The 24,902-nt window shown below is 45.2% G+C and carries 23 protein-coding genes; 1 reads left to right on the plus strand and 22 read right to left on the minus strand.

Going from position 1 to position 24,902, the window contains the following annotated elements:
* Positions 1-47 precede the first annotated feature (47 nt).
* From nlpD to rlmD, 12 genes are all read right to left on the minus strand, one after another.
* Complete coding sequence (nlpD, locus tag AC3CID_RS13215) at positions 48-962, minus strand: murein hydrolase activator NlpD (RefSeq protein WP_029222472.1); 915 nt, start codon at positions 960-962, stop codon at positions 48-50.
* Positions 963-996: 34 nt separating this feature from the next.
* On the minus strand, positions 997-1,623 hold the full coding sequence (locus tag AC3CID_RS13220) for a protein-L-isoaspartate(D-aspartate) O-methyltransferase (protein ID WP_004735402.1): 627 nt from the start codon (positions 1,621-1,623) through the stop codon (positions 997-999).
* Positions 1,624-2,367: a 5'/3'-nucleotidase SurE gene (gene surE / locus AC3CID_RS13225; protein ID WP_004735400.1), complete on the minus strand. Its 744-nt coding sequence runs from the start codon at positions 2,365-2,367 to the stop codon at positions 1,624-1,626.
* A 76-nt stretch (positions 2,368-2,443) separates the two neighbouring features.
* Positions 2,444-3,490 (minus strand): tRNA pseudouridine(13) synthase TruD, encoded by a 1,047-nt coding sequence (gene truD / locus AC3CID_RS13230; protein WP_428785169.1) that lies wholly within the window; start codon positions 3,488-3,490, stop codon positions 2,444-2,446.
* A gap of 22 nt (positions 3,491-3,512) precedes the next feature.
* Positions 3,513-3,992, minus strand: coding sequence for a 2-C-methyl-D-erythritol 2,4-cyclodiphosphate synthase (ispF, locus tag AC3CID_RS13235; protein WP_029225100.1), 480 nt, complete (start codon positions 3,990-3,992; stop codon positions 3,513-3,515).
* A 2-nt stretch (positions 3,993-3,994) separates the two neighbouring features.
* Entirely contained in the window at positions 3,995-4,696 is a 702-nt protein-coding gene (ispD, locus tag AC3CID_RS13240; RefSeq protein WP_428785168.1) for a 2-C-methyl-D-erythritol 4-phosphate cytidylyltransferase, read from the minus strand.
* Positions 4,696-4,977 (minus strand): cell division protein FtsB, encoded by a 282-nt coding sequence (gene ftsB, locus AC3CID_RS13245; RefSeq protein ID WP_004735394.1) that lies wholly within the window; start codon positions 4,975-4,977, stop codon positions 4,696-4,698. The genes ispD and ftsB overlap by 1 nt, the downstream gene beginning before the upstream one ends.
* Positions 4,978-5,228: 251 nt before the next feature.
* The gene (gene eno, locus AC3CID_RS13250; RefSeq protein ID WP_004735393.1) at positions 5,229-6,527 is read right to left on the minus strand and encodes a phosphopyruvate hydratase; all 1,299 of its coding nucleotides are present in this window, start codon (positions 6,525-6,527) and stop codon (positions 5,229-5,231) included.
* An 81-nt stretch (positions 6,528-6,608) separates the two neighbouring features.
* Positions 6,609-8,249: a CTP synthase gene (gene pyrG / locus AC3CID_RS13255; protein WP_114634010.1), complete on the minus strand. Its 1,641-nt coding sequence runs from the start codon at positions 8,247-8,249 to the stop codon at positions 6,609-6,611.
* A 132-nt stretch (positions 8,250-8,381) separates the two neighbouring features.
* Entirely contained in the window at positions 8,382-9,197 is an 816-nt protein-coding gene (gene mazG, locus AC3CID_RS13260; RefSeq protein WP_428785166.1) for a nucleoside triphosphate pyrophosphohydrolase, read from the minus strand.
* Between the two features lie 229 nt (positions 9,198-9,426).
* Positions 9,427-11,652, minus strand: coding sequence for a GTP diphosphokinase (gene relA, locus AC3CID_RS13265; protein WP_004735390.1), 2,226 nt, complete (start codon positions 11,650-11,652; stop codon positions 9,427-9,429).
* A 136-nt stretch (positions 11,653-11,788) separates the two neighbouring features.
* Positions 11,789-13,108: a 23S rRNA (uracil(1939)-C(5))-methyltransferase RlmD gene (gene rlmD / locus AC3CID_RS13270; protein ID WP_488526661.1), complete on the minus strand. Its 1,320-nt coding sequence runs from the start codon at positions 13,106-13,108 to the stop codon at positions 11,789-11,791.
* Between the two features lie 165 nt (positions 13,109-13,273).
* On the opposite strand from rlmD, the gene barA reads away from it, so the two are divergent.
* The gene (gene barA, locus AC3CID_RS13275) at positions 13,274-16,093 is read left to right on the plus strand and encodes a two-component sensor histidine kinase BarA (RefSeq protein ID WP_428784804.1); all 2,820 of its coding nucleotides are present in this window, start codon (positions 13,274-13,276) and stop codon (positions 16,091-16,093) included.
* Between the two features lie 125 nt (positions 16,094-16,218).
* Here barA and acpS read toward each other — a convergent pair whose 3' ends face one another.
* The 10 genes from acpS to AC3CID_RS13325 form a co-directional block, all read right to left on the minus strand.
* The gene (acpS, locus tag AC3CID_RS13280; protein ID WP_017077798.1) at positions 16,219-16,599 is read right to left on the minus strand and encodes a holo-ACP synthase; all 381 of its coding nucleotides are present in this window, start codon (positions 16,597-16,599) and stop codon (positions 16,219-16,221) included.
* A gap of 95 nt (positions 16,600-16,694) precedes the next feature.
* On the minus strand, positions 16,695-17,432 hold the full coding sequence (gene pdxJ / locus AC3CID_RS13285) for a pyridoxine 5'-phosphate synthase (RefSeq protein ID WP_009847651.1): 738 nt from the start codon (positions 17,430-17,432) through the stop codon (positions 16,695-16,697).
* Positions 17,429-18,157: a DNA repair protein RecO gene (recO, locus tag AC3CID_RS13290; protein WP_012604785.1), complete on the minus strand. Its 729-nt coding sequence runs from the start codon at positions 18,155-18,157 to the stop codon at positions 17,429-17,431. Before recO ends, pdxJ begins: the two co-directional genes overlap by 4 nt.
* A 102-nt stretch (positions 18,158-18,259) precedes the next feature.
* Complete coding sequence (era, locus tag AC3CID_RS13295) at positions 18,260-19,231, minus strand: GTPase Era (protein WP_004735384.1); 972 nt, start codon at positions 19,229-19,231, stop codon at positions 18,260-18,262.
* Positions 19,224-19,901, minus strand: a complete 678-nt coding sequence (rnc, locus tag AC3CID_RS13300; RefSeq protein WP_004735383.1) for a ribonuclease III — start codon at positions 19,899-19,901, stop codon at positions 19,224-19,226. The genes era and rnc overlap by 8 nt, the downstream gene beginning before the upstream one ends.
* A gap of 26 nt (positions 19,902-19,927) precedes the next feature.
* Complete coding sequence (gene lepB / locus AC3CID_RS13305) at positions 19,928-20,824, minus strand: signal peptidase I (protein ID WP_017077797.1); 897 nt, start codon at positions 20,822-20,824, stop codon at positions 19,928-19,930.
* A 97-nt stretch (positions 20,825-20,921) separates the two neighbouring features.
* Positions 20,922-22,715: a translation elongation factor 4 gene (gene lepA, locus AC3CID_RS13310; protein WP_017084320.1), complete on the minus strand. Its 1,794-nt coding sequence runs from the start codon at positions 22,713-22,715 to the stop codon at positions 20,922-20,924.
* A 137-nt stretch (positions 22,716-22,852) separates the two neighbouring features.
* A complete protein-coding gene (locus AC3CID_RS13315; protein WP_017084321.1) occupies positions 22,853-23,323 on the minus strand; it encodes a SoxR reducing system RseC family protein in 471 nt (156 codons plus the stop codon).
* On the minus strand, positions 23,320-24,282 hold the full coding sequence (gene rseB / locus AC3CID_RS13320) for a sigma-E factor regulatory protein RseB (protein WP_114634014.1): 963 nt from the start codon (positions 24,280-24,282) through the stop codon (positions 23,320-23,322). The genes AC3CID_RS13315 and rseB overlap by 4 nt, the downstream gene beginning before the upstream one ends.
* Positions 24,279-24,902: a sigma-E factor negative regulatory protein gene (locus AC3CID_RS13325; protein ID WP_114634015.1), complete on the minus strand. Its 624-nt coding sequence runs from the start codon at positions 24,900-24,902 to the stop codon at positions 24,279-24,281. Before AC3CID_RS13325 ends, rseB begins: the two co-directional genes overlap by 4 nt.

Below are 24,902 nucleotides of genomic sequence, written 5' to 3' on the forward strand. Positions count from 1 at the left end.
AAATGACTATGTCACTCCATACAATACGTAATTTTTGCATATTGTATTTAAGGTAAATATCGTTTTGGATTGACCGATTTACCTTGGTAACGAATCTCAAAGTGCAGCCTAACACTGCTGGCTCCAGAGCTTCCCATAGTTGCAATCTTCTGCCCTGGTTTCACACTTTGCCCTTCAGATACTAATAGTCGGTCGTTATGCGCGTATGCACTTAAGTAATTATCATTGTGCTTCACAATCACTAGATTGCCGTAGCCTCGTAGTGCATTACCCGAATAAACAACCGTTCCCCCTGCAGTAGATACTATTGGCTGACCTCGCTGTCCTGCTATGTCGATGCCTTTATTTCCTTGTTCGCCTACAGAGAAATTCTTGATTACTCTCCCTTTAGTTGGCCATAACCATTTGGATACTTTATCACTTGTTGGTTTGGTGGACGGTGTAACATTCTGTTTACCTTTAGAACCAACATACTCCTTTGATTTGGATTGTTCAACCTTCTTTGGTGGATCTTTTTTCACCACTTTGGTGGTAGTTTGAGCTGGAGCAGGTTTAGAGTTTTTACTCTTCTGTGGCGTAGTTTTCGGTTTACTTGCCGCAGATGAAGTTGTGGATGCCGCGACAGGCGCAGCAACGGCTGCAACCGCTACTGTTGATTTACCATACGCTGGCGCATTGTAACTCGGGCGCCACAACTTAAGCTTCTGCCCCGGGTGGATAGTGTAAGGAGCAGCGAGTTTGTTATAACCGATGAGGTCTTTAACGTCTTTATTGGTGACATAAGCAATGAAGTAAAGGGTGTCGCCTTTTTTTACTTCATAGTAACTGCCGCGATAACTACCACGATCAATCGATGAGTAATTCTTGTTTAGGCTTGAAACGGGCGCAGGTGAATTCGCCGCACACCCAACAAGTGCACAACTAAGCAATAAAGTACTTCCTTTTAACAACTTCGAACGCATCGACTCTCTATCCACCTACACCATTAGTCTTTTATTAAGCTAGCTCACCAGGGACGAGAGGTACAAATCTCACCATCTCGATAACACTCGATAAAAACTCGTCACCATGGCGAACAATCTTCAACAATTGCTGTTCGTCATCACCAACAGGAATCAATAAGCGACCACCATCTTTCAGCTGTTGCAAAAGCGCTTGAGGAATCGACTCTGCGGCAGCAGTTACGATAATCGCATCAAAAGGGGCTTTCGAAGACCATCCTTGCCAGCCATCACCGTGCTTGGTTGAAATATTGTAGAAATCGAGCTGTTTAAGACGACGCTTGGCATCCCATTGCAATGATTTAATTCTTTCAACCGAATACACATGATCAACCAGTTGAGCCAAGACCGCCGTTTGATAACCTGAGCCAGTTCCGATTTCTAAAACACGGCTATCTTGCTGTAATTCTAGCAACTCTGTCATCTTAGCAACAATGTACGGCTGAGAAATCGTCTGGCCCTGTCCGATAGGAAGCGCATTATTATCATAAGCTTGATGATACATCGCCTGTGATAAAAAGCTCTCTCTCGGCAGTTGATAAATAGCATCAAGAACCTTTTGATCCTGAATACCATTTTCAATCAGAAAAGTAATTAAGCGCTCTGCATGCGGATTACTCACTTACTTCTCCTCTAACCAAGTTGTCATCGCACCCAACGACTCGTGCGCAGTCAGGTCAACTTGTAATGGTGTTACCGATACAAAGCCATGCTCGATAGCGTAAAAATCCGTGCCTTCACCGGCATCTTGCTCTTTTCCCGGAGGACCAAGCCAGTAGATATCATGACCTCGTGGGTCTTTTTGCTTAATCATATCTTCAGCATGATGACGAGCACCTAAGCGTGTCACCTGAGTACCAGACAACTGCTCTAACGCTAAATCAGGGATATTGACGTTTAACAGGCGATTGGTTGGGATTGGGTTTGCTAAATGTTGTTCGACGATACGACGAGCAATGGCCGCCGCTGTCTTAAAATGTTTTTTACCCACCAGAGAAAACGCCACCGATTGAACGCCTAAAAAGTGCCCTTCCATTGCGGCTGCCACTGTACCTGAATAAAGCACATCGTCACCCAAGTTAGCACCATGATTAATACCCGTTAATACCAGATCAGGCATATCATTCTTTAGCAGTTCATTTAACGCAAAATGTACACAGTCGGTCGGTGTCCCTTGTACCGAATATGTATTTTCGGTAATTTCTTGAACACGTAGAGGCTGTTCTAAAGTTAATGAATTTGAAGCACCCGAGCGATTACGGTCAGGTGCCACAATGATAATTTCAGCAAGATCACGTAATTCATTGGCCAGCTCATGAATACCTTGAGCGTGCACACCATCATCGTTGCTGAGTAAAATCTTCATCTTGTATCCTTTCTTTTGTTCCAATGCCAAGTCACTTAATTTCCGATATCAAGTGACTTCGCTCCAAGCAGAATCGTTATTGCTCGTAGCTTCTCTCTACGTGAACTTCTTCAACCAATTCACGAACAATAGCGGTTGCGAAACAACCTGAATCGAGAGAGAACTTAAGAGTGACATTGTCTTCGTTCACTTCCCACGCTAAACCCATCGGCTTCAGCGAAGCTTCGCGGCGATCATGGCGCATACGGTTGCCACAAATAAGAGCCATTAGATCCGGTTCAGCATCAAGGTGCTTCTGCTCTAAAGCTTGAGAGGCATCCGTCGTCGGTAACGCATTATCTCCTGCTAAAGCAACAGTAATAAACGCAGAGCCGTTCGCGATGTCTTGGTTTACCGCTTCGATGTTATCCGCTGTTACCGCTAATTGAGCGCCGTCTTTCACGACAATATCGCCAACCAATGCCGACGCAAACGCATCTTGCTCAATACGGTCAGAAAGAATTAAGTTGTAAATCCAAGAACGAGCCGCAGAAAGATACAAGCTGCGCTTATTCTGATTACGCGTACGAACGTTTTCACGACCCCAACGACGAGCTTCAGATAAGTTGTTACCTTCATTACCAAAGCGCTGAGCACCGAAGTAATTTGGCACGCCCACTTGAGCGACTTTTTCTAAACGCTTTACCACATCATCACAATCCGTTACTTCAGACAAAGTTAGCTCGAATTGGTTGCCAACTAAATCGCCTGGACGTAACTTTTTGTTGTGACGTGCTGTCGCCAAGATCTCAATGCTTGGGTATTGTGCTAAGAAAGCTGAAAAGTCAGGCTCACCTTTAGGTAAGTGCACACTCAACCACTGTTCTGTAACAGCGTGACGGTCTTTCAAACCCGCCCAGCTCACGTCTTTCGACTTAACACCGCATGCTTTAGCCAGTTCGTTTGCAACGAAACTCGTATTTTCACCCGTTTTACGAATACGAACCATTAGGTGTTCGCCTTCACCAGTGAACTCAAAACCCAAGTCTTCATTAACGACAAAGTGTTCGGCTTTTGCTTTTAGTTTTGCTTTCGCAGTTGGTTTACCGTTTAGGTAAACCAATGAAGATAAAATATCTGACATGCTGTTCTTTTCGTGTTGGTGCTTACGCACTTTTGGTAATTAGGACCACCGCTTCACACGCGATGCCCTCTTTGCGACCTGTAAAACCTAAACGCTCAGTAGTCGTCGCTTTTACATTCACATTACTAATGCTAGTTTCTAAATCTTGTGCAATAGCTTGGCACATAGAGTCTATATGAGGTGCCATTTTAGGAGCTTGAGCCATGATAGTAATATCAGCATTACCGATCTCATAACCTTGCTCTTTGACTCGACGATATACATCTTTAAGCAGTTCACGGCTATCCGCGCCTTTCCACTCATCATCAGTATCGGGGAAATGACGACCAATATCACCCGCAGCAATAGCACCTAGCAAAGCGTCACACAACGCATGAAGGGCGACATCTCCGTCTGAATGTGCAATAAGCCCTTGCTCGTAAGGAATGCTCACGCCACCAATAATTACTGGGCCTTCACCGCCAAACTTATGCACATCAAAGCCATGACCAATACGAATCATCATTATTCCTTATTCTGACTTAAATAAAACTCAGCCAAAGCTAAATCTTCAGGCTGAGTAATCTTAAAATTATCTGAACGCCCAGCAATCAATGCTGGTGATAAACCCTTCCACTCAAATGCAGAGGCCTCATCGGTAATCGAAACGCCTTGTTGCAAGGCTTCGCTCAAGACTTTCCGTAAAGGCTTAGATCGAAACATCTGAGGGGTAAGCGCATGCCAAAGATCGACACGATCGACCGTGTGTTCAATTTGTCCTTGCACACCACGTTTCATTGTATCGCGAACCGACGCAGCTAAAATCGCCCCCACATCATGGGTCATGGCCCCAGAGATCAGTTTGTCGATATCGCTCAGCTGGATACAAGGCCTAGCGGCATCATGCACCATCACCCAGTCACTGAGTTGCTGTTGAGTAATATAATCCAGAGCAGAAAGCACCGAGTCGGCTCTTTCCGTTCCGCCTGAAACTCTGATCACCTGCGGGTTAAGGTTAAGCGGTAATTCAGGGTAGTAAGGATCATCGTCGCTGACCGCTACCACAATTTTAGACACCTGAGGGTGAGACAACAGTTTCTCAACCGTGTGCTCTAAAATCGTTTTACCGTGAATTTGAAGATATTGCTTGGGACGGTCTGCCTTCATTCGGCTGCCGACGCCCGCAGCGGGGACCACTGCAATAACGCTTTGAAGTTGGTTGGACATTAATGAGATTCCTCACCAATAATACGATAAAACGTTTCGCCTTCTTTCACCATACCCAGCTCATGACGTGCGCGTTCTTCTATCGCGTCTAAGCCTTGGCGTAGATCGTCGATTTCCGCAAACATCTCTGCATTACGAAGATGAAGCTTTTCATTTACTTGCTGCTGAACTTGGATTTCGTTGTTCACACCGTAGTAATCAGAAATACCATTTTTACCGAGCCACAGTGTGTGTTGTAGCCAGCCAAACACTATGAGCAGTACTAAAGCAAAAATTCGCATAACACCTTTCGCCGGTTGAAAAAGAAGGAACTAGAATAAGGCACATATATACCATAATGCGCTTATTGGTGCGAGATATGTGGTGTCAGGGGATCAATAAGTCGAGGAATTATTGGACAGAATAGTGAGTGGTAACAATGAAGTTCCCTACTCCTTTCTTCGTCAGTCTAGGGAATGACGAATTTGAGGCAAAAAAAATGCCCCGCATAAGCGAGGCATTTAAAAAGCTTAGATGAATAATTCGCTAGGAATTATTGACCTTTAACTTCTTTAAGACCGTTGAAAGGAGCTTTAGAACCTAGAGCTTCTTCGATACGGATAAGTTGGTTGTACTTAGCAACACGGTCAGAACGGCTCATAGAACCAGTTTTGATTTGACCTGCAGCTGTACCTACCGCTAGATCAGCGATAGTTGCATCTTCAGTTTCGCCAGAACGGTGAGAGATTACTGCAGTGTAGCCAGCGTCTTTAGCCATCTTGATAGCAGCTAGAGTCTCTGTTAGAGAACCGATTTGGTTGAACTTGATAAGGATAGAGTTAGCTACGCCTTTCTCGATACCTTCAGCAAGAATCTTAGTGTTTGTAACGAAAAGATCGTCACCAACGATTTGAAGCTTGTCGCCTAGAAGTTCAGTTTGGTGCTTGAAGCCATCCCAATCTGACTCGTCAAGACCGTCTTCAATAGAAACGATTGGGAAGTTGTTCGCTAGTTCAGCTAGGTAGTGGTTGAACTCTTCAGAAGTGAAAGTTTTACCTTCGCCCTTCATGTTGTAGATGCCAGCTTCTTTGTCGAAGAACTCAGATGCTGCACAGTCCATAGCAAGAGTAACGTCTTTACCTAGTTCGTAACCAGCAGCTGCAACAGCTTCTGCGATAACTTCTAGAGCTTCAGCGTTAGATTTAAGGTTAGGAGCGAAACCACCTTCATCACCAACTGCAGTGCTGTAGCCTTTAGACTTAAGAACTTTAGCTAGGTTGTGGAATACTTCAGCGCCGATACGCAGACCTTCTTTAAGAGTTTTAGCGCCAACTGGTTGGATCATGAACTCTTGGATGTCAACGTTGTTATCAGCGTGCTCGCCACCGTTGATGATGTTCATCATTGGTAGAGGCATAGAGAACTGACCAGCAGTACCGTTTAGCTCAGCAATGTGCTCGTATAGAGGCATGCCTTTAGCAGCAGCAGCAGCTTTTGCGTTAGCTAGAGAAACAGCAAGGATAGCGTTAGCGCCAAACTTAGACTTGTTCTCAGTACCGTCTAGGTCAAGCATAACTTGGTCAACGTCAGCTTGTGCTTTAGCGTCTTTACCAACTAGAGCGTCAGCGATTGGGCCGTTTACAGCTTCAATTGCTTTAAGAACACCTTTACCTAGGAAACGTGATTTGTCGCCGTCACGTAGCTCAAGAGCTTCGCGAGAACCAGTAGATGCGCCAGATGGAGCAGCAGCCATACCTACGAAACCGCCTTCTAGGTGTACTTCAGCTTCTACAGTTGGGTTACCACGTGAATCGATGATTTCACGACCTAGAACTTTAACGATCTTAGACATTGAATGTTTCCTTCTCGTTGAATATATAAATGTCAAATTTAAAGGTAGCAGCACAACTTACGCAGCTACCTGGATTCCTTTTTACTTTTCTAATTCGCCGCGCTGGAATTCGCCAGCCGCTTTAACGAAACCTGCAAACAATGGGTGACCATCGCGAGGTGTTGAAGTGAACTCTGGGTGGAACTGAGCAGCAACGAACCATGGGTGGTTCGGGTTCTCAATAACTTCAACCAGTTTCTTGTCCGCAGATAGACCCGATACTTTTAGGCCCGCTTTTTCAATTTGTGGACGAAGATTGTTGTTCACTTCGTAACGGTGACGGTGACGTTCATGGATCGTCGCGCTACCGTATAATTCGTAAGCTTTCGTCCCTTTCGCAAGGTGACAAAGCTGTGAACCAAGACGCATTGTGCCGCCTAGGTCAGATTTTTCAGTACGCTCTTCAACTTTACCTTCGCCGTCAATCCACTCAGTGATTAGGCCAACAACAGGGAATTTAGTTTCTTTGCAGAATTCAGAAGAATGTGCACCTTCCATCTTCGCAACGTTACGAGCGTACTCAATAAGAGCAACTTGCATACCTAGACAGATACCTAAGTAAGGTACTTTGTTTTCACGAGCGTATTGTGCAGCAAGGATCTTACCTTCAACACCACGATCGCCAAAGCCACCAGGAACTAGGATTGCATCTAGGTCTTGTAGAATTTCTGTGCCTTTAGATTCAACATCTTGTGAATCTACATATTTAATTGTGACACTTAGGCGATTTTTCAAGCCTGCGTGTTTCAGCGCTTCATTTACTGATTTGTATGCGTCAGGCAGTTCAATGTACTTACCAACCATACCAATCGTCACTTCACCCGTTGGGTTAGCTTCTTCGTAAATTACTTGTTCCCACTCAGACAGATCAGCTTCTGGTGCATTGATACCGAAACGCGTACATACAAGATCATCAATGCCTTGAGCACGGATTAATTGTGGGATCTTGTAGATTGAATCTACATCTTTCATAGAGATAACGGCTTTTTCTTGTACATTACAGAAAAGAGCAATTTTCTTACGTTCGTTTGCTGGGATAACACGATCGGAACGACAAACTAGGATGTCAGGTTGAATACCGATAGACAGTAGCTCTTTTACAGAGTGTTGCGTTGGCTTAGTTTTCACTTCACCCGCAGCTGCTAGGTATGGCACTAGAGTAAGGTGCATGAACATTGCGCGTTCACGGCCTAGTTCTACTGCTAACTGACGAATCGCTTCCATGAATGGTAGAGATTCGATATCACCTACAGTACCACCAACTTCAACAAGCGCGATATCGTGGCCTTTAGCGCCAGAGATTACACGTTCTTTGATAGAGTTAGTGATGTGTGGAATAACCTGGATTGTTGCACCTAGGTAGTCACCACGACGTTCATTACGTAGAACGTCAGCATAAACACGACCTGCTGTGAAGTTGTTACGCTTAGTCATCTTGGTGCGAATGAATCGCTCATAGTGACCAAGGTCAAGGTCAGTTTCAGCGCCATCTTCCGTAACGAACACTTCACCGTGCTGAGTCGGGCTCATAGTGCCTGGATCAACGTTGATGTAAGGGTCAAGCTTCATCATAGTCACTTTAAGACCACGAGCTTCTAAAATAGCCGCAAGAGATGCTGCTGCAATACCTTTACCTAGAGAGGATACAACCCCGCCAGTAACAAAAATGTAATTTGTCGTCATGTTTAACCTGAAATTGGTTGAATGAGGGAAATGGATTACTTCTGGACGGGATGAAAATATACCAGAAGCCCCTTATCGCCACAACGTGAAATCTATCACACTGCAATTTTTTATTTTTTGCTTCAAATCAATTCATGATAAAAGCTTTGATGATCTTTTCTCCGCCACTTTGACTTCATCCCACATGGAATCAAGCTGTTGTAGAGAAAAGTCGGTCAAAATTTTATCTTGCTGACGAACTTTTTGTTCCACACCTTTAAAGCGGCGTGAAAATTTTAGATTGGCTTTATTGAGAGCCGTTTCTGGATTTTTACCCAAATGTCGCACTAAATTGACGGTAGCAAACAACAAATCACCCAGTTCTTCTTCAACTAAATCTTCATTTGGCGTTACTTGAAGAACTTCTTCTAGCACCTCATCAACTTCCTCTAAAACCTTATCAGCGACGGGACCAATAGAGTCCCAATCAAAGCCAAACTTCGCGACTTGCTTTTGAATCTTTGTAGCACGCGAAAGTGCAGGTAGAGAGTTTGGTATTGAGTCTAGAATACTTTCTTGAGTTTTGCCTGCCTGTGCTTTTTCTTTGGCTTTTTCAGCTTCCCAGTTCGCATTAATTTCTTCATCACTGGCAAACTCAGTATCAGAGAACACATGCGGATGGCGGCGCGTTAGCTTCTCATTGATACCGTCGACCACATCAGAGAACTCAAACAAGCCCTGCTCTTTCGCCAGTTGGCTGTAGAAGATCACCTGAAACAGCAGGTCGCCCAACTCTTCTTGTAGATTCGGCCAATCTTTATTGTGAATCGCGTCCACCACCTCGTAGGTCTCTTCGATAGTATGCGGCACAATTGTTTCAAAATTTTGTTTTAAATCCCAAGGACAGCCACTTTCAGGATCGCGCAGCTTAGTCATGTTCTGTTCAAGTTGTTCAATCGGGTGATTCATCGTTTTCTTCCTATTCACTGTCTTTGATTTTTAAATTTATAACGTCTTCTAAAACTAAAAAAGGTGAGCAGCCAAAACCACTCACCTTTGTTGATACTGTCTGATTCTCTAAATAATTGAAACTGTGGCTAGGCGACAAGCAAGCGAGACTCCTGAGCATAGCTTGTCTATGTGATTGAGCGAGTGCGCGCAGGCAACAACGCCATCAGCTTCAAGTATGACGAGAATTTTAGCCGAGGCGTTTTACGCTCATGACATCTTTGATTTGTTCTACTCGGCTCGTCACTCGACTCAGAATCTCAATATTGGTCACTTCCAAATCAAAATCCATCACCGACAGTTGACGTTTATAGTCAATACGGCTCTTCATTGTCGTCACACTGACTTTTTCGTTCAAAAACAGTGACGTTATATCTTTCAACAAGCCTGTGCGCTCTAGGGCCTCTACACGCAGCGTTAAGATATACGAGCCGACAAAACCATCGCCCCACACAGTATCGATGATACGTTCGGGTGCATGTAGGTTAAGTTCACTTAACTGTTCGCAATCGCTACGGTGCACTGAAATACCGCGACCTTGAGTTATGTAACCTTTGATCACATCGCCTGGGATTGGCTGGCAACAACGAGCCAAGTGGGTCATTAGGTTATCGACACCTTCAACGACGACAGCATCCTTTTTCGGACGACTCTGATGAGCGGGCTTATTGTCAGACTCAAGCAACTTTTCGAGCGCTTTTTTATCTTCTTCTTCCGCTGTCGGCTTGTTGACTAAAGCATTGATGTGATTAACGACTTGGTTGATACGCATATCGCCGCTACCAATACCCGCATATAGTTCATCTGGAGTATTGACGTTGAATCGTTTCAGCGCGTATTGCTCGGCATCTTTCAGCGTCGCTCCGACTCTGCCTAATTCGACTTCAAGAATATCTCGTCCGGCTTCAAGGTTTTTCTCACGACTCTGAGCGCGGAACCAGGCGTTAATTTTTGCACGAGCTCGACTTGAGTGAACAAAGCCTGTGGTCGGGTTTAACCAATCACGTGATGGGTTCGGTTCTTTTTGAGTGATGATCTCAACTTGATCGCCCATCGCCAGCTTATGAGTAAACGGGACGATTCGACCTGCTACTTTGGCACCGATACAACGGTGTCCAACCATCGAGTGGATGTGGTAAGCAAAATCCAACGGTGTTGCACCCATTGGTAAATCGACCACATCACCACGAGGTGTAAAGGCATAAACACGGTCATCAAAGACTTGGCTGCGCACTTCATCCAGCATTTCACCAGAATCCGACATCTCTTCTTGCCAGTCGATAAGCTTACGAAGCCAGGTGATTTTCTCATCGTAGCCACTGCGTACGCCGCTTGAAGCACCTTCTTTGTACTTCCAGTGCGCTGCAACGCCTAATTCAGAGTCTTCATGCATCTGCTTGGTACGGATCTGAATTTCAATGGTCTTGCCTTCAGGGCCAAGAACTACGGTATGAATCGATTGATAACCGTTGGGTTTAGGGTTCGCCACATAGTCATCAAATTCACTTGGGAGGTGTTTATATTTGGTGTGAACCACACCTAAACCGGCATAACAGTCTTGCAGTTGGTCTGCGATAATACGCACCGCACGTACGTCAAAAAGCTCATCAAACTCTAAGCCTTTTTTCTGCATTTTACGCCAAATACTGTAGATGTGTTTTGGTCGACCGCTGACTTCAGCATTGATGCTTGAGCGGTTCATTTCTGACGTTAAATCGTCAACAAAGTCAGTGATGTATTGTTCGCGCACGATACGGCGCTCAGACAGCTGTTTAGCAATCTGCTTATAGATATCGGGTTGTTGGTAGCGGAAAGCGTAGTCTTCAATTTCCCACTTTAGCTGACCAATACCTAAACGGTTTGCTAGAGGAGCATAAATATTGGCACACTCTTTTGCTGCCGCACGGCGCACAGCATCAGGAGCCTTTTTTACTTCTATTAGGTTACAAATTCGCTCTGCTAGTTTGATGACGACGCAGCGGAAGTCATCCACCATCGCAAGCAGCATTCGTCGAACATTATCGACTTGACCCGAGGCAGCACTGCCTTCAAGGGTGACGTTTAGCTGGCCCAAAGCCGCCATTTCTTCCACGCCATCAATCAGCTTTACGGTTTCCTTTCCGTAACTTTCTTCAAACGCTTCACGCTCAAAAACACCGCTTGATACGACAGGGAAAAGTTGCGCTGCCACTAAAGTTGCGCGATCCATAGACAAGGTGACCAAGATTTCAATCATCTCGCGCCCACGCCAAAGCAAAAGCTCGCCTTGCTCGTGATCTTTTAATAGCTCTTCACAGTGACGATAAACTTTGGTCAGTTTATTCGAGGTTTTCGCGTCTTGATTCAGTGACGCAATCCAATTATCTAGCTCAAACTGTTCGCTTGGGTTTAAATGTGCGCTTCGTACCGCAACCATCATGCCTTCCTAGTTATTATGTTTTATACCCAATTCAATATGACTAACTGATTCCAAGTTAGTTCGACTCATATTGATATCAGCGCAGGCTTCCCTGCACCTTTGTGATTCATTTTTAAGTCTTGTTTAAGGGCCTCTAAGCCTTGATAAAGAGAGCCATCGATTCTAGATGACTGGTGTGTGGGAACATGTCCAACATACCCAGCTTGGCTAATTGATAGCCTTGTTTTTCTAAGCTCTCTGAATCTCTAGCTAGAGTAGCAGGATTACACGAAACATAAACCACACGCTTCGCACCTAACCCTGAAATTTGATCAACGATCCCACTCGCTCCAGCACGTGCTGGATCAAGTAAGATTTTATCAAATCTTTCTTTTGCCCAAGGCTGTGAAGAGAGCTCTTCTTCAAGATTCGCTTGGTAGAATTCTGTATTACTCAATTGATTTAAAGTTGCGTTAGATGTGGCCTGTTGAACCATTTCATCAACACCTTCAACACCCACTACAAACGCAGATTGTTGTGCAATAGGCAAACTGAAGTTCCCTAAGCCACAAAACAGGTCGAGCACTCGCTCATCGGCTTGAGGCTCTAGCCACTCAATCGCTTGAGCAACCATTTGCTGATTCACTTTCTGGTTAACTTGGATAAAGTGGTTTGGCTCAAAAGGTAAAGTCACGCCTGTTTCGCTATAAGCTGGCACATCACCGACTAAACGAACGAGCTTGTCCGTTTCAGGCATAGTATACAACGTGGCACCTTCCGCTTTAGCGAGTGCAATCAATGCTTGCTCATCTTTCTCAACCAAAGGCTTAAGGTGACGTAGCACCATCACCGGGCCAGTATCGCCCAACACCAATTCAACGTGTCCTAAAGACGTAAGGTTGCTGAAAGTATTGAGCAAACTTTTCAGTTTTGGCAGCAATACATTAAGGCGAGGATCCAGCACGGCACAATCGGTGATGTTTTCAATCTGCTTACTTTGTTTCTTACGGAAACCGAACTGAAGCTGCTGTGTCTTCTTATCAACAAACAGGCTGATACGCGCGCGACGTCGATAGCCGGTTTCATCACCCACAATCGGCTCAACAACTTCGGTGTTAGCCGTTTGGTATTGACTCATCAGGTGCGTCAAAGATTGCGATTTATGCTCAACCTGAGAAGCGTAACCAAGATGTTGAAGGTGACAGCCACCACACTGATTAAAGTGCTTACAGAATGGCTTTAAACGCAGCTCACTCGGTTTAAGTAATTTGATGAGTTTTGCTCGCGAAAACTTACTTTTGCTCTCAGTAAGTTGAATAACCACCTGCTCACCGGGCAATGCGCCATCAATGAAAACAGGTTTATTCTTCTGATAAGCGATGCCAGCGCCATTGTGATCCATTCGTTCAACCAAAACCGATTGATGCTTGGTCTCGAGTTGAGTTTTCTTTTTTGGTTGGAAAAAACGTGCCATTGCTTGTGCCTAATGTATCTTTTAATAAGTAATTGGTATCCAGGACTCACTATTATGTCTTGGAATCATTGTCGAACGTCACCGCTTTGATTAAGCTTACCGTTCACTTAACCGCCATTGTGTGCGTTATTTTCCCATATCCAGACCTCGATGTAATTAAAGAACATGACCAGATATGGCTTAAGAGCCCGTGTAATTACCTTAACTCTAGCTCCAACCTTGATTATTGGGTTGCTATTGAGTGCATTTTTCTCATTTAACCGCTATCAAGACCTTGAGGGCCAAGTGGTTAATACTGGTACTAGCATCATTGAACCACTGGCGATTGCGAGTGAGTCAGGCATGAAGCTCGAGAGTCGAGAGTCTGTTCGTCAGCTTATTAGCTATGCGCATCGAAAAAACTCTAAGCTGGTGCGCAGTATCGCGGTGTTTGATGAACGTCATGAGTTGTTTGTAACCTCAAACTTCCACCCTGATTTTGAAAGCCTGACCTATCCGAAAGATAAACCCATCCCGCATTTAAGCTCATCGAACCTGCTCGATAATACGCTAATTCTTCGGACACCCATCATCGCTGAAGGTCAATACATCAACTCAGCCAATGGGCAGTCTCAAGCCAACCAAGCGATCGGCTATATTGCGATTGAGTTAGACTTGTCGTCACTTCGATTGCAGCAGTATCAAGAAGTGTTCTCTGCCTTCTTGGTGTTGATTCTGGGGCTGGGACTTTCTGGTGTATTTGCTTTTCGCTTGATGCATGACGTAACCCAACCGATCACACATATGAAAAACATGGTCGACCGAATTCGTCGTGGTCATCTCGATGTGCGTATCGAAGGCAAAATGCACGGTGAGCTAGACTCACTGAAAAACGGTATCAACGCGATGGCGGTATCGCTATCAGAATATCACGTCGAGATGCAGCACAGTATCGACCAAGCTACGTCTGATCTGCGTGAAACCCTAGAACAATTAGAGATTCAAAACGTTGAGTTAGACATTGCGAAAAAACGCGCTCAAGAAGCGGCACGTGTTAAATCTGAGTTCTTGGCTAACATGTCTCACGAATTGAGAACACCGCTTAACGGTGTGATTGGCTTTACTCGTCAAATGCTTAAAACCCATCTATCGACCAGTCAAACAGATTACTTGCAAACCATTGAACGTTCAGCAAATAACCTACTCAGCATCATCAACGACATTCTTGATTTCTCGAAACTGGAAGCCGGTAAATTAGCACTCGAGAACATCCCATTCGAGTTCCAAGCCAGCCTTGAAGAGGTTGTGAACCTTCAAGCGACCAACGCCCATGAGAAAGGCCTAGAGTTAACTCTTAAGATAGACCCGAAAGTGCCACCAGGCGTTGTTGGTGACCCACTGCGTATTCAGCAGATCCTAACCAACCTCGTTGGTAACTCAATCAAGTTTACTGAACGTGGCAACATTGATATCAGTGTTGAACTTCGTTCACAAAGCGAAGACAGCATCGAGTTGCAATTCATGGTTCGCGATACAGGTATTGGTATCTCTGAGCGTCAACAAGCTCAGCTATTCCAAGCCTTCAGCCAAGCCGACGCAAGCATCTCTCGTCGTTATGGCGGTACGGGGCTAGGCCTAGTTATCACCCAAAAACTGGTCAGCCAAATGGGTGGAGAGATCAGTCTTACCAGTCGCCTACACCAAGGTTCAACCTTCTGGTTTACTTTGAGACTATCAACGACTGATATGCCGATGACTGAGCTGATTGAGACTCAGTGTCTGCAAGACAAGCAGCTGCTGCTTATCGAGCCAAACATGCAAGCGGCGTCGATTACTCAGCAAATCTTAACTCAAGAAGGCTTAGTGGTAACGTATCGTTCGGTTATGCCAGACGAGAGCACCTCGTATGACTACGTACTGTTGAACCTAGCTGCAAACCAAGAGTATCAATTTGATACCGTGAGTGGTTGGGCTATTGGTGCGAAGAAAATCGCTCAGAACGTAATTATTGGTACGCCGAGTACTGAGCTAGCGTTGGGTGAGCAACTAATGAAAGAGGTCGATGTTCAATGCATCACTAAACCTCTTTCTCGCAAGAAGTTACTGCAAACTCTGGTATCAAATCAGGCGCCAACCTTGATTGCACCCGCGATTGAAACACACTCAGAAGAGAAGCTACCGCTCACTGTATTGGCGGTCGACGACAACCCAGCAAACCTTAAATTGATCACCGCGCTACTAAAAGAGCGTGTAGAGACTGTCATCAGTTGCACCAGCGGACAGAAGGCCATAGACAAGGCGAAGGAGACCCCATTTGATATCATTTTCATGGATATCCAAATGCCTCAAATGGATGGTGTGACGGCCTGTAAGAATATAAAAGAGCTAGCGAATAATGCGAATACCCCCGTCATTGCCGTCACAGCACACGCGATGGTTGGCGAACGTGACCGTCTGCTTGAAGCCGGCATGGATGACTACCTAACCAAACCGATTGAAGAGCACGTGTTACAGCAGGTTCTGATTCATTGGAGCCCTACCTCTGAGGTTGAGCACATTGAAAAAATAGACCCCGCCCACCCAGCAGTCTCTGCGGAAGTAGACAATAGCTCAGTTTCAGATTCTGATTCTGAGGCTAGCGTGCATAAGAATATCATCATTGATTGGCAAGCAGCTATGAAGCAAGCCGCCAACAAAGAAGACCTCGCACGCGATATGCTGCAAATGCTAGTCGACTTCATTCCTGAGGTTTATGAAGCCGCAGAGAAAGCGATAGAAGACAGTGACTACCCCGTTGAAGCGCTGACACACATCATCCACAAGATGCATGGCAGCAGCTCATACAGCGGTGTACCAAGGCTGAAGTCGGTGTGTGCGACGATAGAGAAAGAGCTGCGTTCCGGCACTTCCGTTGAAGATATTGAACCTGAACTTTTTGAACTTCAGGATGAATTAGATAAGGTTCAAGCAACCGCGATTCATTATTTGAAACCAGCCAAGACCTAGCGAACATTTCTTACTCACAAATATTCGTTAAACGGTTTACCAGCCAATAAAAAAGCAGAGCTCATGAGCTCTGCTTTTTTCTGTCTAGAACCTCGGGCACTAGATATAGAGTAACGGTAATCTATTTACGACTCGAGTAGTACCGTCGCCACCGCATAATGGCGCTCATCTGAGATAGTCAGATGAATCGACTTTGTACCACTCGCTTCTGCGATTTCACGCGCCTTTTTATGTAGGCTTAGAACTGGCTTGCCATGCTCATCGTTTGAAATCTCGAAATCGTGAAAGGTCACACCAAGCGCGATACCCGTGCCCAACGCCTTAGATGCCGCTTCTTTTGCAGCAAAGCGTTTTGCAAGGTAACGTCCTTTTTGCTTCAGTTGCTGAAATACTTCAAACTCAGAGTCGGTCAAAATACGCTGAGCAAAAGCGTCGCCACTTCGTGACAGTGCCTTTTCAACACGTTCGATTTCTGCGATATCTGTACCTAATCCAACAACAGCCATGTTTACCCTACTACCAAACTTCTATCTATTAACTTTATCGATTCTACTGATTAACCGCTTAACGCTTACTACTAAACTAATGACGAGTTAAAGAACTAAGCGTTGTTGCGTGCTGTTTCCATCACGGCTTTCATGTCTGCAACGGCTTTATTCAAACCATCAAATACTGCGCGTCCCATGATCGAGTGACCGATGTTCAACTCGTAAATCTCAGGAAGTGCCGCAATCGGCGCTACGTTATGATAAGTCAGACCATGACCAGCATTCACTGTGATACCAAGATCGTCTGCGTAGCTTGCGCCTGCAGCAATCTTTTTAAGCTCATCTTGCTGATCTTCTTCTGTTTTCGCATCCGCGTAATGACCAGTATGAAGCTCAATGAACGGTGCGCCACACGCTTTTGCTGCGTCGATTTGCTCACGATCTGCATCGATAAACAGAGATACTTTGATACCCGCAGCCGACAGTTTTTCCGTCGCTGCTTTGATCTTTTCAAGTTGACCAACCACGTCCAAGCCGCCTTCCGTCGTCAGCTCTTCACGCTTCTCTGGAACCAGACAAACGAACTCAGGATTAGTATCGAGTGCAATTTGAACCATCTCGTCCGTCACTGCCATCTCTAAGTTCATGCGAGTCTGGATTGTCTCAGCAAGAATACGTACATCGCGATCAACAATATGACGGCGATCTTCGCGCAGGTGAATGGTAATGCCGTCAGCACCCGCACGTTCAGCAATTTCAGCTGCGTGTACTGGATCTGGGTATTTAGTACCACGTGCATTACGTAGTGTAGCAATATGGTCGATATTAACGCCTAAAAGGATTGAGCTCATTTTCCAATACTCCGTGCTCTAGAGAGGGCTATTGTGGGCATAAATAGCTCTCTACTTTTTAATGGTTTGCCGCCAAGATACGGCTTTAAGGCTATGCGTGTAAAGCGTTTTGCTGCTTTTAACTGCTCTTTAGTGATAAACCTGCGTTCACTGATTGCGATAAGTTCATCGCCCATAAATGTCAGGTTATCTCGACGTACAGAAGCGATGAAACCTTTCTGCTCTCGATAGCGATAAGTCATACTTGGATCGATCGCTTCACCAGTACCAGCACAATGCAAAAAGTCGACGCCATACCCCATAGCGGAAAGTAGAGCCAATTCAAAACGACGTAGCGCTGGCTCAGGGTTCTCATTATGAGCGAGTTCTGTTAAAGCATGAAGATAGTCGTGAAAAAATGCGGGCATGGCCACTTCGGCCATCAACACACGGCCAACTAGCTCATTGACATACATAGCGGAATACAGATTAATACCGGCAAGAGGAAGCCCCAAGCTGATCGGTTCAGCTTGGCGTAACGTTTTCATTGAACCATTGCCAGACCACTTAAGCAGTAGCGGCGTAAAAGGTTGCAATGCACCTTTCAAATTAGAACGCTTACTCCGCGCACCTTTAGACATCAAAGTCACCCGACCGTATTCTTCACTGAAGACGTCCAGAATCAGGCTCGACTCACTGTATGGTCGACGGTGCAACACAAAGCATCGCTGTAACCCTTCGCTCAATCACTTACCCTTCTTACAGATACAAAAAGAGAGAGTTCGCACTCTCTCTTGAAATTATATTCAGTTCAACTTTCTTAATCTCAGAAAGTGACGTTCAATATATTATAGATCGTCGATGTAGCCTAACGAGCGAAGTGCACGCTCATCATCAGCCCAACCAGACTTAACTTTAACCCAAGTCTCTAGGTAAACCTTACGACCGAACAGTTCTTCCATGTCGATACGAGCTTCACGACCAATCGTTTTGATCTTCTCGCCCGCTTTACCAATCACCATCTTCTTCTGACCGGTACGTTCAACAAGAATCAAAGCATTGATGTGGAAGCCATCGTTATCAGGGTTGTAATCGAAACGCTCGATTTCAACCGTTACTGAGTAAGGTAGCTCTTCGCCTGTGAATCGCATCAGTTTTTCACGGATGATTTCAGAGGCCATAAAGCGCTGTGAACGATCCGTTACGTACTCTTCAGGGAAGTGATGCGTCGCTTTAGGTAAAGAGTTACGAACGTGCTTGCGCAGTACATCGATATTCTTACCTTGCTTCGCCGAGATTGGCACAACATCAAGGAAGTCCATCTTCTTAGACACTTCCATCATATGTTGCATCACGTCGGTACGGTCTTGAACGTTGTCTACTTTGTTAATACAAAGGACGACTGGGAAATCTGTTTTTCTCAGCTTGTTCAGTACCATTTCATCGTCGTCAGTCCAGTGAGTACCGTCAACAAGAAAAAATACTAGGTTCACATCGCTCAGTGAGCTGTTCGCCGCACGGTTCATCAAACGGTTGATTGCGCGCTTTTCTTCGATATGAAGTCCAGGAGTATCAACGTAGATCGCTTGGTAATCACCTTCAGTTTCTACGCCCATAATACGGTGGCGTGTTGTCTGAGGTTTACGTGATGTGATCGAGATTTTCTGACCCAAAATATGGTTCAGAAGCGTCGATTTACCTACGTTTGGTCGACCCACGATAGCGATGAAGCCACAGTGTTGGTTTTCCGGTAGGCCCGTTTTTTTGCTATCAGATGAAAAGAATGCATCGATATCGAAATCTTGATTGTTATCAGACATTGCTTAGTTGCTCTAATGCTGTTTCAGCAGCCGCTTGTTCTGCCTTGCGGCGGCTAGTGCCTTTACCGATAACAGGTTTATCCACACCTGCCACTTCACACTCAACCGTAAACTCTTGGTTGTGTGCTTCACCTTTAATATTAGTCACTGTGTAGACAGGTAGGGGATTTCTTCGACCTTGTAAAAACTCTTGTAAGCGAGTTTTCGGATCTTTTTGAGATACACCAGGCTGAATAGACTCTAGGCGAGATTGGTACCAGCTTAAAATAATGCGGCGAACAACCTCGGTATCACTATCTAAATAGACAGCACCAATGATCGCTTCTACTGCATCCGCTAGAATAGAATCACGACGGAAACCGCCACTCTTCAACTCACCTGGACCTAATTTTAAGTAATCTCCTAGTTCGAATTCACGACCTAGTTCTGCCAATGTATGACCACGTACTAATGTTGCGCGCATGCGGCTCATATCACCTTCGTTTACCTTAGGGAAACGGTGGTAAAGATCATCAGCGATAACAAAACTTAAAATTGAATCGCCCAGAAACTCAAGACGTTCGTTGTGTTTACCTGCGGCGCTACGGTGAGTCAGCGCCAAATGGATAAGATCGGCATCATTAAACTGATAGCCAATCTTTCTCTCTAGTTTATCAATTGGAGAATTCATGCTCTCTCGATGTGTTATGTGATCGATTAGTGAATCCCACCGATGCGATTAAAACGCACACCAGTAGGAATCCATGTTGGAAGTACACTGTCTGAACCGCGTTCGAATTCGAAGCTGATCCAAATAGCAACGGCCTTACCAACAAGGTTTGCTTCAGGGACAAAGCCCCAGTAACGGCTGTCAGCACTGTTGTCACGGTTATCACCCATAACAAAGTATTGGCCTTCTGGAACGATCCACTCGTTAACACCATTGCGAGGTTGATATGCTTGCACACGATCACGACGTAATGGGTTAACTAAGATTTGGTGCTCCACGTCACCCAGTTGTTCATTCAACTGAATCAGAGGCACACCATCTTGAATAAATTGGCTTTCTTCAACGTTACTTAACTTCACTGGTTTACAGCTACTGCCACCCTTCGCTTGAATGCAGACTTCTTTATTGCTGCTGTAGCGAATGGTATCACCCGGCATACCAACAACACGCTTGATGTAGTCGATATTCGGCTGAGGTGGGTATTTGAATACGATTGAATCACCACGTTCTGGTTTGCCCGTTTCGACTAGTTGAGTGCGCCATACCGGGTCTTTTAGACCGTATGCGTACTTCTCTACTAAGATGAAATCACCAACCAATAGTGTTGGCATCATCGAACCAGATGGGATTTGAAACGGTTCATAAATAAATGAACGCAAAACCAAAACAAATGCAATTACAGGGAAAATGGACACACTGTTCTCAACCCACCAAGGCTGAGCCGTAACTTTTGCGCTGGTTGCAGCGTCTAGGCCATTCGATTGTGCTTCAACGTCAGCAAGCTTTTGCTGGCGTTTCTTCGCCCACACAAACTTTTCCAACGCCCATACAATGCCGGTCACTAGAGTTACGATCACTAAAATAAGCGAAAATGTATTAGCCATTGATATCCCTTAAATTTCATTTCTTTAAAAATAACGAAAGTGAAAGAATAGCGAGCTACTCTTCCACTTTCAATTATTCGTTTAATGCTGGATAAAGTTAGTCTTTACCAACATGAAGAATCGCTAAGAATGCTTCTTGAGGCAGTTCAACGTTACCGATCTGCTTCATACGCTTCTTACCTTCTTTTTGTTTCTTAAGAAGTTTCTTCTTACGACTGATATCACCACCGTAACATTTTGCGATTACGTTCTTACGCAGTTGTTTCACTGTAGAACGAGCAATGATGTGGTTACCAATCGCTGCTTGAATCGCGATATCGAACATCTGACGAGGGATGAATTCTTTCATCTTCTCAACCAGTAGACGACCACGAGACTGTGCAATGTCTTTGTGCGTAATGATAGCCAGTGCATCAACCGTTTCGCCATTAAGCAATACGTCTACACGAACCATGTTCGACATTTCAAAACGTTGGAAGTTGTAATCCAGTGACGCATAGCCACGAGATGTTGATTTCAAACGGTCGAAGAAGTCTAGAACCACTTCTGCCATTGGTAGGTCATAAGTCACAGCAACTTGCTTACCGTGATAAACCATATCCACTTGAACACCACGTTTTTCTACACATAAGGTAATTACGTTACCTAAGTAGTCAGACGGTACAAGGATATTACAACGAGCGATAGGCTCACGAATTTCTTCTACATCATTAGTCGCAGGTAGTTTAGCTGGGCTATCAACGTAAAGAATGCTGCCATCCGTTTTTACAACTTCGTACACTACGGTTGGTGCCGTTGTGATTAAGTCTAGGTCGTATTCACGCTCTAAACGCTCTTGGATGATCTCCATGTGAAGCATTCCTAAGAAGCCACAACGGAAACCAAAGCCAAGTGCTGCTGAACTTTCTGGTTCGTAGAACAGTGATGCATCGTTCAGGCTTAATTTGCCTAGTGCGTCACGGAAGTTTTCGTAGTCATCAGACGATACTGGGAATAGACCTGCGTATACCTGAGGCTTCACTTTTTGGAAACCAGGCAGACGTTCTGTGCTACCGCCTTTTGCAAGCGTCAACGTATCACCAACAGGTGCGCCAAGGATGTCTTTAATACCACAAACAACCCAACCAACTTCGCCAGTATTTAGCTCTGTTGTGTCGATTTGCTTAGGTGTGAAGATACCTAGACGGTCAACACCCCAAACTTGGTCTGTCGACATTACTTTAATCTTGTCGTTCTTCTTCAGCTTACCGTTCTTGATACGAACCAAAGAAACAACGCCTAAGTAGTTATCGAACCAAGAGTCAATGATCAACGCTTGTAGTGGCGCGTCTGGATCACCTTCCGGTGGTGGGATAGCTGTTACGATGTTTTCAAGAACGTCATCAACACCGATACCGGTTTTTGCAGAACAACGCGTCGCTTCCATCGCATCGATACCAACGATCTCTTCGATTTCTTCAGCAACACGCTCAGGTTCAGCAGCAGGTAAGTCAATCTTGTTCAAGATTGGCACTACTTCCAGTTCCATTTCTATAGCGGTGTAACAGTTTGCTAGAGTTTGTGCTTCAACACCTTGACCAGCATCCACAACCAATAGCGCGCCTTCACAAGCGGCTAGAGAACGAGATACTTCGTAAGAGAAATCTACGTGTCCTGGAGTGTCGATAAAGTTAAGTTGGTAAGTTTCACCATCTTTCGCTTTGTAATCTAAAGTCACACTCTGCGCTTTAATTGTAATACCACGCTCGCGTTCTATATCCATAGAATCGAGGACTTGAGCTGCCATCTCACGTTCACTTAACCCTCCACAAACTTGGATTAAGCGGTCAGAAAGGGTCGACTTACCGTGGTCGATGTGGGCGATAATCGAAAAATTACGAATGTGCTTCATAGGCTTGGTGTGACTAAACTCTTTGAATAGGGATAATAAGAAAGCCGCGACGCGTCCAATCTACAGTCAGCATTGGTGGCGGCATTTCAATCAAGTTGGCAGATTCTACCCAATTTAAGGGCAAGAAGCATCATAAATTAGACGAGAGGCTCGCCTAGGATTCGAATCAAGACGACTTCTTGCTTGGATTTGTCTTCCATAGGTTTGGCTAACCGCTTCGCTAAGGCAATGCCACCAGCAGTAAACAGAGCAGCGCTTAAGATAACAATGCCCTCGCCCCCTTGGAGTAAGGGTTGCAACAAGAGTTGTCCAAAACCAGCACCAATCATCAACATGAAAAGTGGAATGAGGTAAACAATAGCCGCAGACTGCAGTAGGCTTTTTTCTGGAAAGCCAATTTCCACGATCTGTCCGGCTTTAACTAAACTTTTGGTTTTTAGCTGCCAAAACAAAGATTTATTGCCGACAGCTTTAGTGACAATACCCGTTCCGCAGCTTTTTTGAGATGAGCAACTGCTGCAACTGGTTTGTTGTTCGCAGCTCAGTTGAACAAAGTATTGTTGACCGCTTTGTTCAACCGAGCTAACGGTTGCCAGCGCCGTCATCATTGCGCTGGTACCGGTTTATTGAACGTAACTGATTGCGCAATACGTTTGGCGGTTGCTGGCGGAATATCACCCACCACAGAGATCTCTTTGTCACCAATCACTAAGCTGTGTAAGGTTCTGCGTCCTTGGCGTACCAACTGCCCTTTCAATGAATGTTCGTCTTTATCGGCGATATAAACTGAAAAGCTAAACAACCCATCACTGAAAAGTTGGCTTTCAACCATTTTATCGGTCGCAGCCATTGGATAACGACTAAGCTCTTTTGACTTAAATCCTTCAGGAATCCAAGAGGCTTGCCAGTTAGTTTCACTCACTAAGCCTTCCGGCAGTGATAAGACTTTCGGCAGTTGAGCGCTATTCAAGCCCCCCATTGCCTCAGCAATCTTATCGTTCACCACGAAAGAGATAGTACGGTACTGTTCAAGCACTTCGCCATCACGATCCAACAGGTCGGCACGTAAAGGAAGACTCGTTTTTTCATCTACCCAAACGACGTAAGAGTAACGAAGGCCATCTTTCGGTACCACGCGCAATACTTGCGTAGTACTTCCAGCTTCACGAGCACGGCCAACTTTAACGAAATCGTAATAGTCGTTGAGCGCGTCAATATCTCGATTAATCATCGGAATAACAGGTGCAACCATACTGCCAGATTGAATGGTAAACGGTTCTGTGCCCGGTTCAATATAACTGACTTCATCACCACGTCGAATAACTTCACGGATAGGCCCGCTCAAGTAAACAAGGTGTGCAAGTTGTTGGTCGTCGTTAACCGCATGGCGATAAACAAGAGGTTCAATACTGCTCTTCTTTATCAAAATGTAGGAGAGTTCGTAATTTAGATGCTGACTGGCCTCGTTCATCTGATGTAACAACGCCTTTGCAGTGGGTTCCTCTGCAAAGGCTGTTGGAGACATCAAGCTGAACAGTGTCAGTGCACTGACCAGGATTTTCTTCATTCAATGTCCGATTCTAGATGTGCATCTTGCATTGGCGATGCATCACTGTTTAATCTTAGCTGCAGCTCATAATCTTCTAGCATTGCATGAACGCGTTTACGCTGCTCTTGCAAGTTAGCTTCAGATGCTGGCTTCTCAACAGAGTCACGCGTTAAACTTACTGGTTCCGCAGAACCCGCAAATGGAATCGTCTGGAGTACAGGCAACTGCTCTGGCGCAGCAGGGTCGCTGCCACCATATTGTTGAACACCTAATACAACGACGAGTGAGACACACGCTGCCACGGCAACTTGTCCAAACTGTTGTAACCACGCCGGAAGCTGACGCTTCGCTTGCTGAGGTTTAGGCTGCTCTTCAATTGGAGCAACAGTTGGTTCAACACGCACTTGGTGCAGGTTCGGCATTACACTATGTGCAGGCTCATTATCAAGCGCTGCCGCAACACTGTTAGCAATGTTCCACTCTGGAGTTTCTGGCGCATCCCCACGCATAACATCACCAATTAGATGGTAACTCTGCCAGGTATCCATGCTTTCTTGATCAGATTCGAGATCTACAATGAGAGCTTTATCGATCGTTTCACCATCCATGAGTGCCGAAAGCTTTTCTTTATCAGCCAT

This window comes from Vibrio sp. QJM3NY_21, from assembly GCF_057785975.1.

Excerpts from the sequence above, each read along its gene's own strand:
- lepB (WP_017077797.1), bottom strand. The coding sequence starts at position 20,824 with ATGGCTAATACATTTTCGCTTATTTTAGTGATCGTAACTCTAGTGACC.
- pdxJ (WP_009847651.1), bottom strand. The coding sequence starts at position 17,432 with ATGAGCTCAATCCTTTTAGGCGTTAATATCGACCATATTGCTACACTA.
- nlpD (WP_029222472.1), bottom strand. The coding sequence starts at position 962 with ATGCGTTCGAAGTTGTTAAAAGGAAGTACTTTATTGCTTAGTTGTGCA.
- surE (WP_004735400.1), bottom strand. The coding sequence starts at position 2,367 with ATGAAGATTTTACTCAGCAACGATGATGGTGTGCACGCTCAAGGTATT.
- acpS (WP_017077798.1), bottom strand. The coding sequence starts at position 16,599 with ATGGCTGTTGTTGGATTAGGTACAGATATCGCAGAAATCGAACGTGTT.
- barA (WP_428784804.1), top strand. The coding sequence starts at position 13,274 with ATGACCAGATATGGCTTAAGAGCCCGTGTAATTACCTTAACTCTAGCT.
- rnc (WP_004735383.1), bottom strand. The coding sequence starts at position 19,901 with ATGAATTCTCCAATTGATAAACTAGAGAGAAAGATTGGCTATCAGTTT.
- ftsB (WP_004735394.1), bottom strand. The coding sequence starts at position 4,977 with ATGCGAATTTTTGCTTTAGTACTGCTCATAGTGTTTGGCTGGCTACAA.
- pyrG (WP_114634010.1), bottom strand. The coding sequence starts at position 8,249 with ATGACGACAAATTACATTTTTGTTACTGGCGGGGTTGTATCCTCTCTA.
- AC3CID_RS13325 (WP_114634015.1), bottom strand. The coding sequence starts at position 24,902 with ATGGCTGATAAAGAAAAGCTTTCGGCACTCATGGATGGTGAAACGATC.
- ispD (WP_428785168.1), bottom strand. The coding sequence starts at position 4,696 with ATGTCCAACCAACTTCAAAGCGTTATTGCAGTGGTCCCCGCTGCGGGC.
- mazG (WP_428785166.1), bottom strand. The coding sequence starts at position 9,197 with ATGAATCACCCGATTGAACAACTTGAACAGAACATGACTAAGCTGCGC.
- era (WP_004735384.1), bottom strand. The coding sequence starts at position 19,231 with ATGTCTGATAACAATCAAGATTTCGATATCGATGCATTCTTTTCATCT.
- relA (WP_004735390.1), bottom strand. The coding sequence starts at position 11,652 with ATGGTTGCGGTACGAAGCGCACATTTAAACCCAAGCGAACAGTTTGAG.
- eno (WP_004735393.1), bottom strand. The coding sequence starts at position 6,527 with ATGTCTAAGATCGTTAAAGTTCTAGGTCGTGAAATCATCGATTCACGT.
- ispF (WP_029225100.1), bottom strand. The coding sequence starts at position 3,992 with ATGATTCGTATTGGTCATGGCTTTGATGTGCATAAGTTTGGCGGTGAA.
- lepA (WP_017084320.1), bottom strand. The coding sequence starts at position 22,715 with ATGAAGCACATTCGTAATTTTTCGATTATCGCCCACATCGACCACGGT.
- rlmD (WP_488526661.1), bottom strand. The coding sequence starts at position 13,108 with ATGGCACGTTTTTTCCAACCAAAAAAGAAAACTCAACTCGAGACCAAG.
- rseB (WP_114634014.1), bottom strand. The coding sequence starts at position 24,282 with ATGAAGAAAATCCTGGTCAGTGCACTGACACTGTTCAGCTTGATGTCT.
- truD (WP_428785169.1), bottom strand. The coding sequence starts at position 3,490 with ATGTCAGATATTTTATCTTCATTGGTTTACCTAAACGGTAAACCAACT.
- AC3CID_RS13315 (WP_017084321.1), bottom strand. The coding sequence starts at position 23,323 with ATGATGACGGCGCTGGCAACCGTTAGCTCGGTTGAACAAAGCGGTCAA.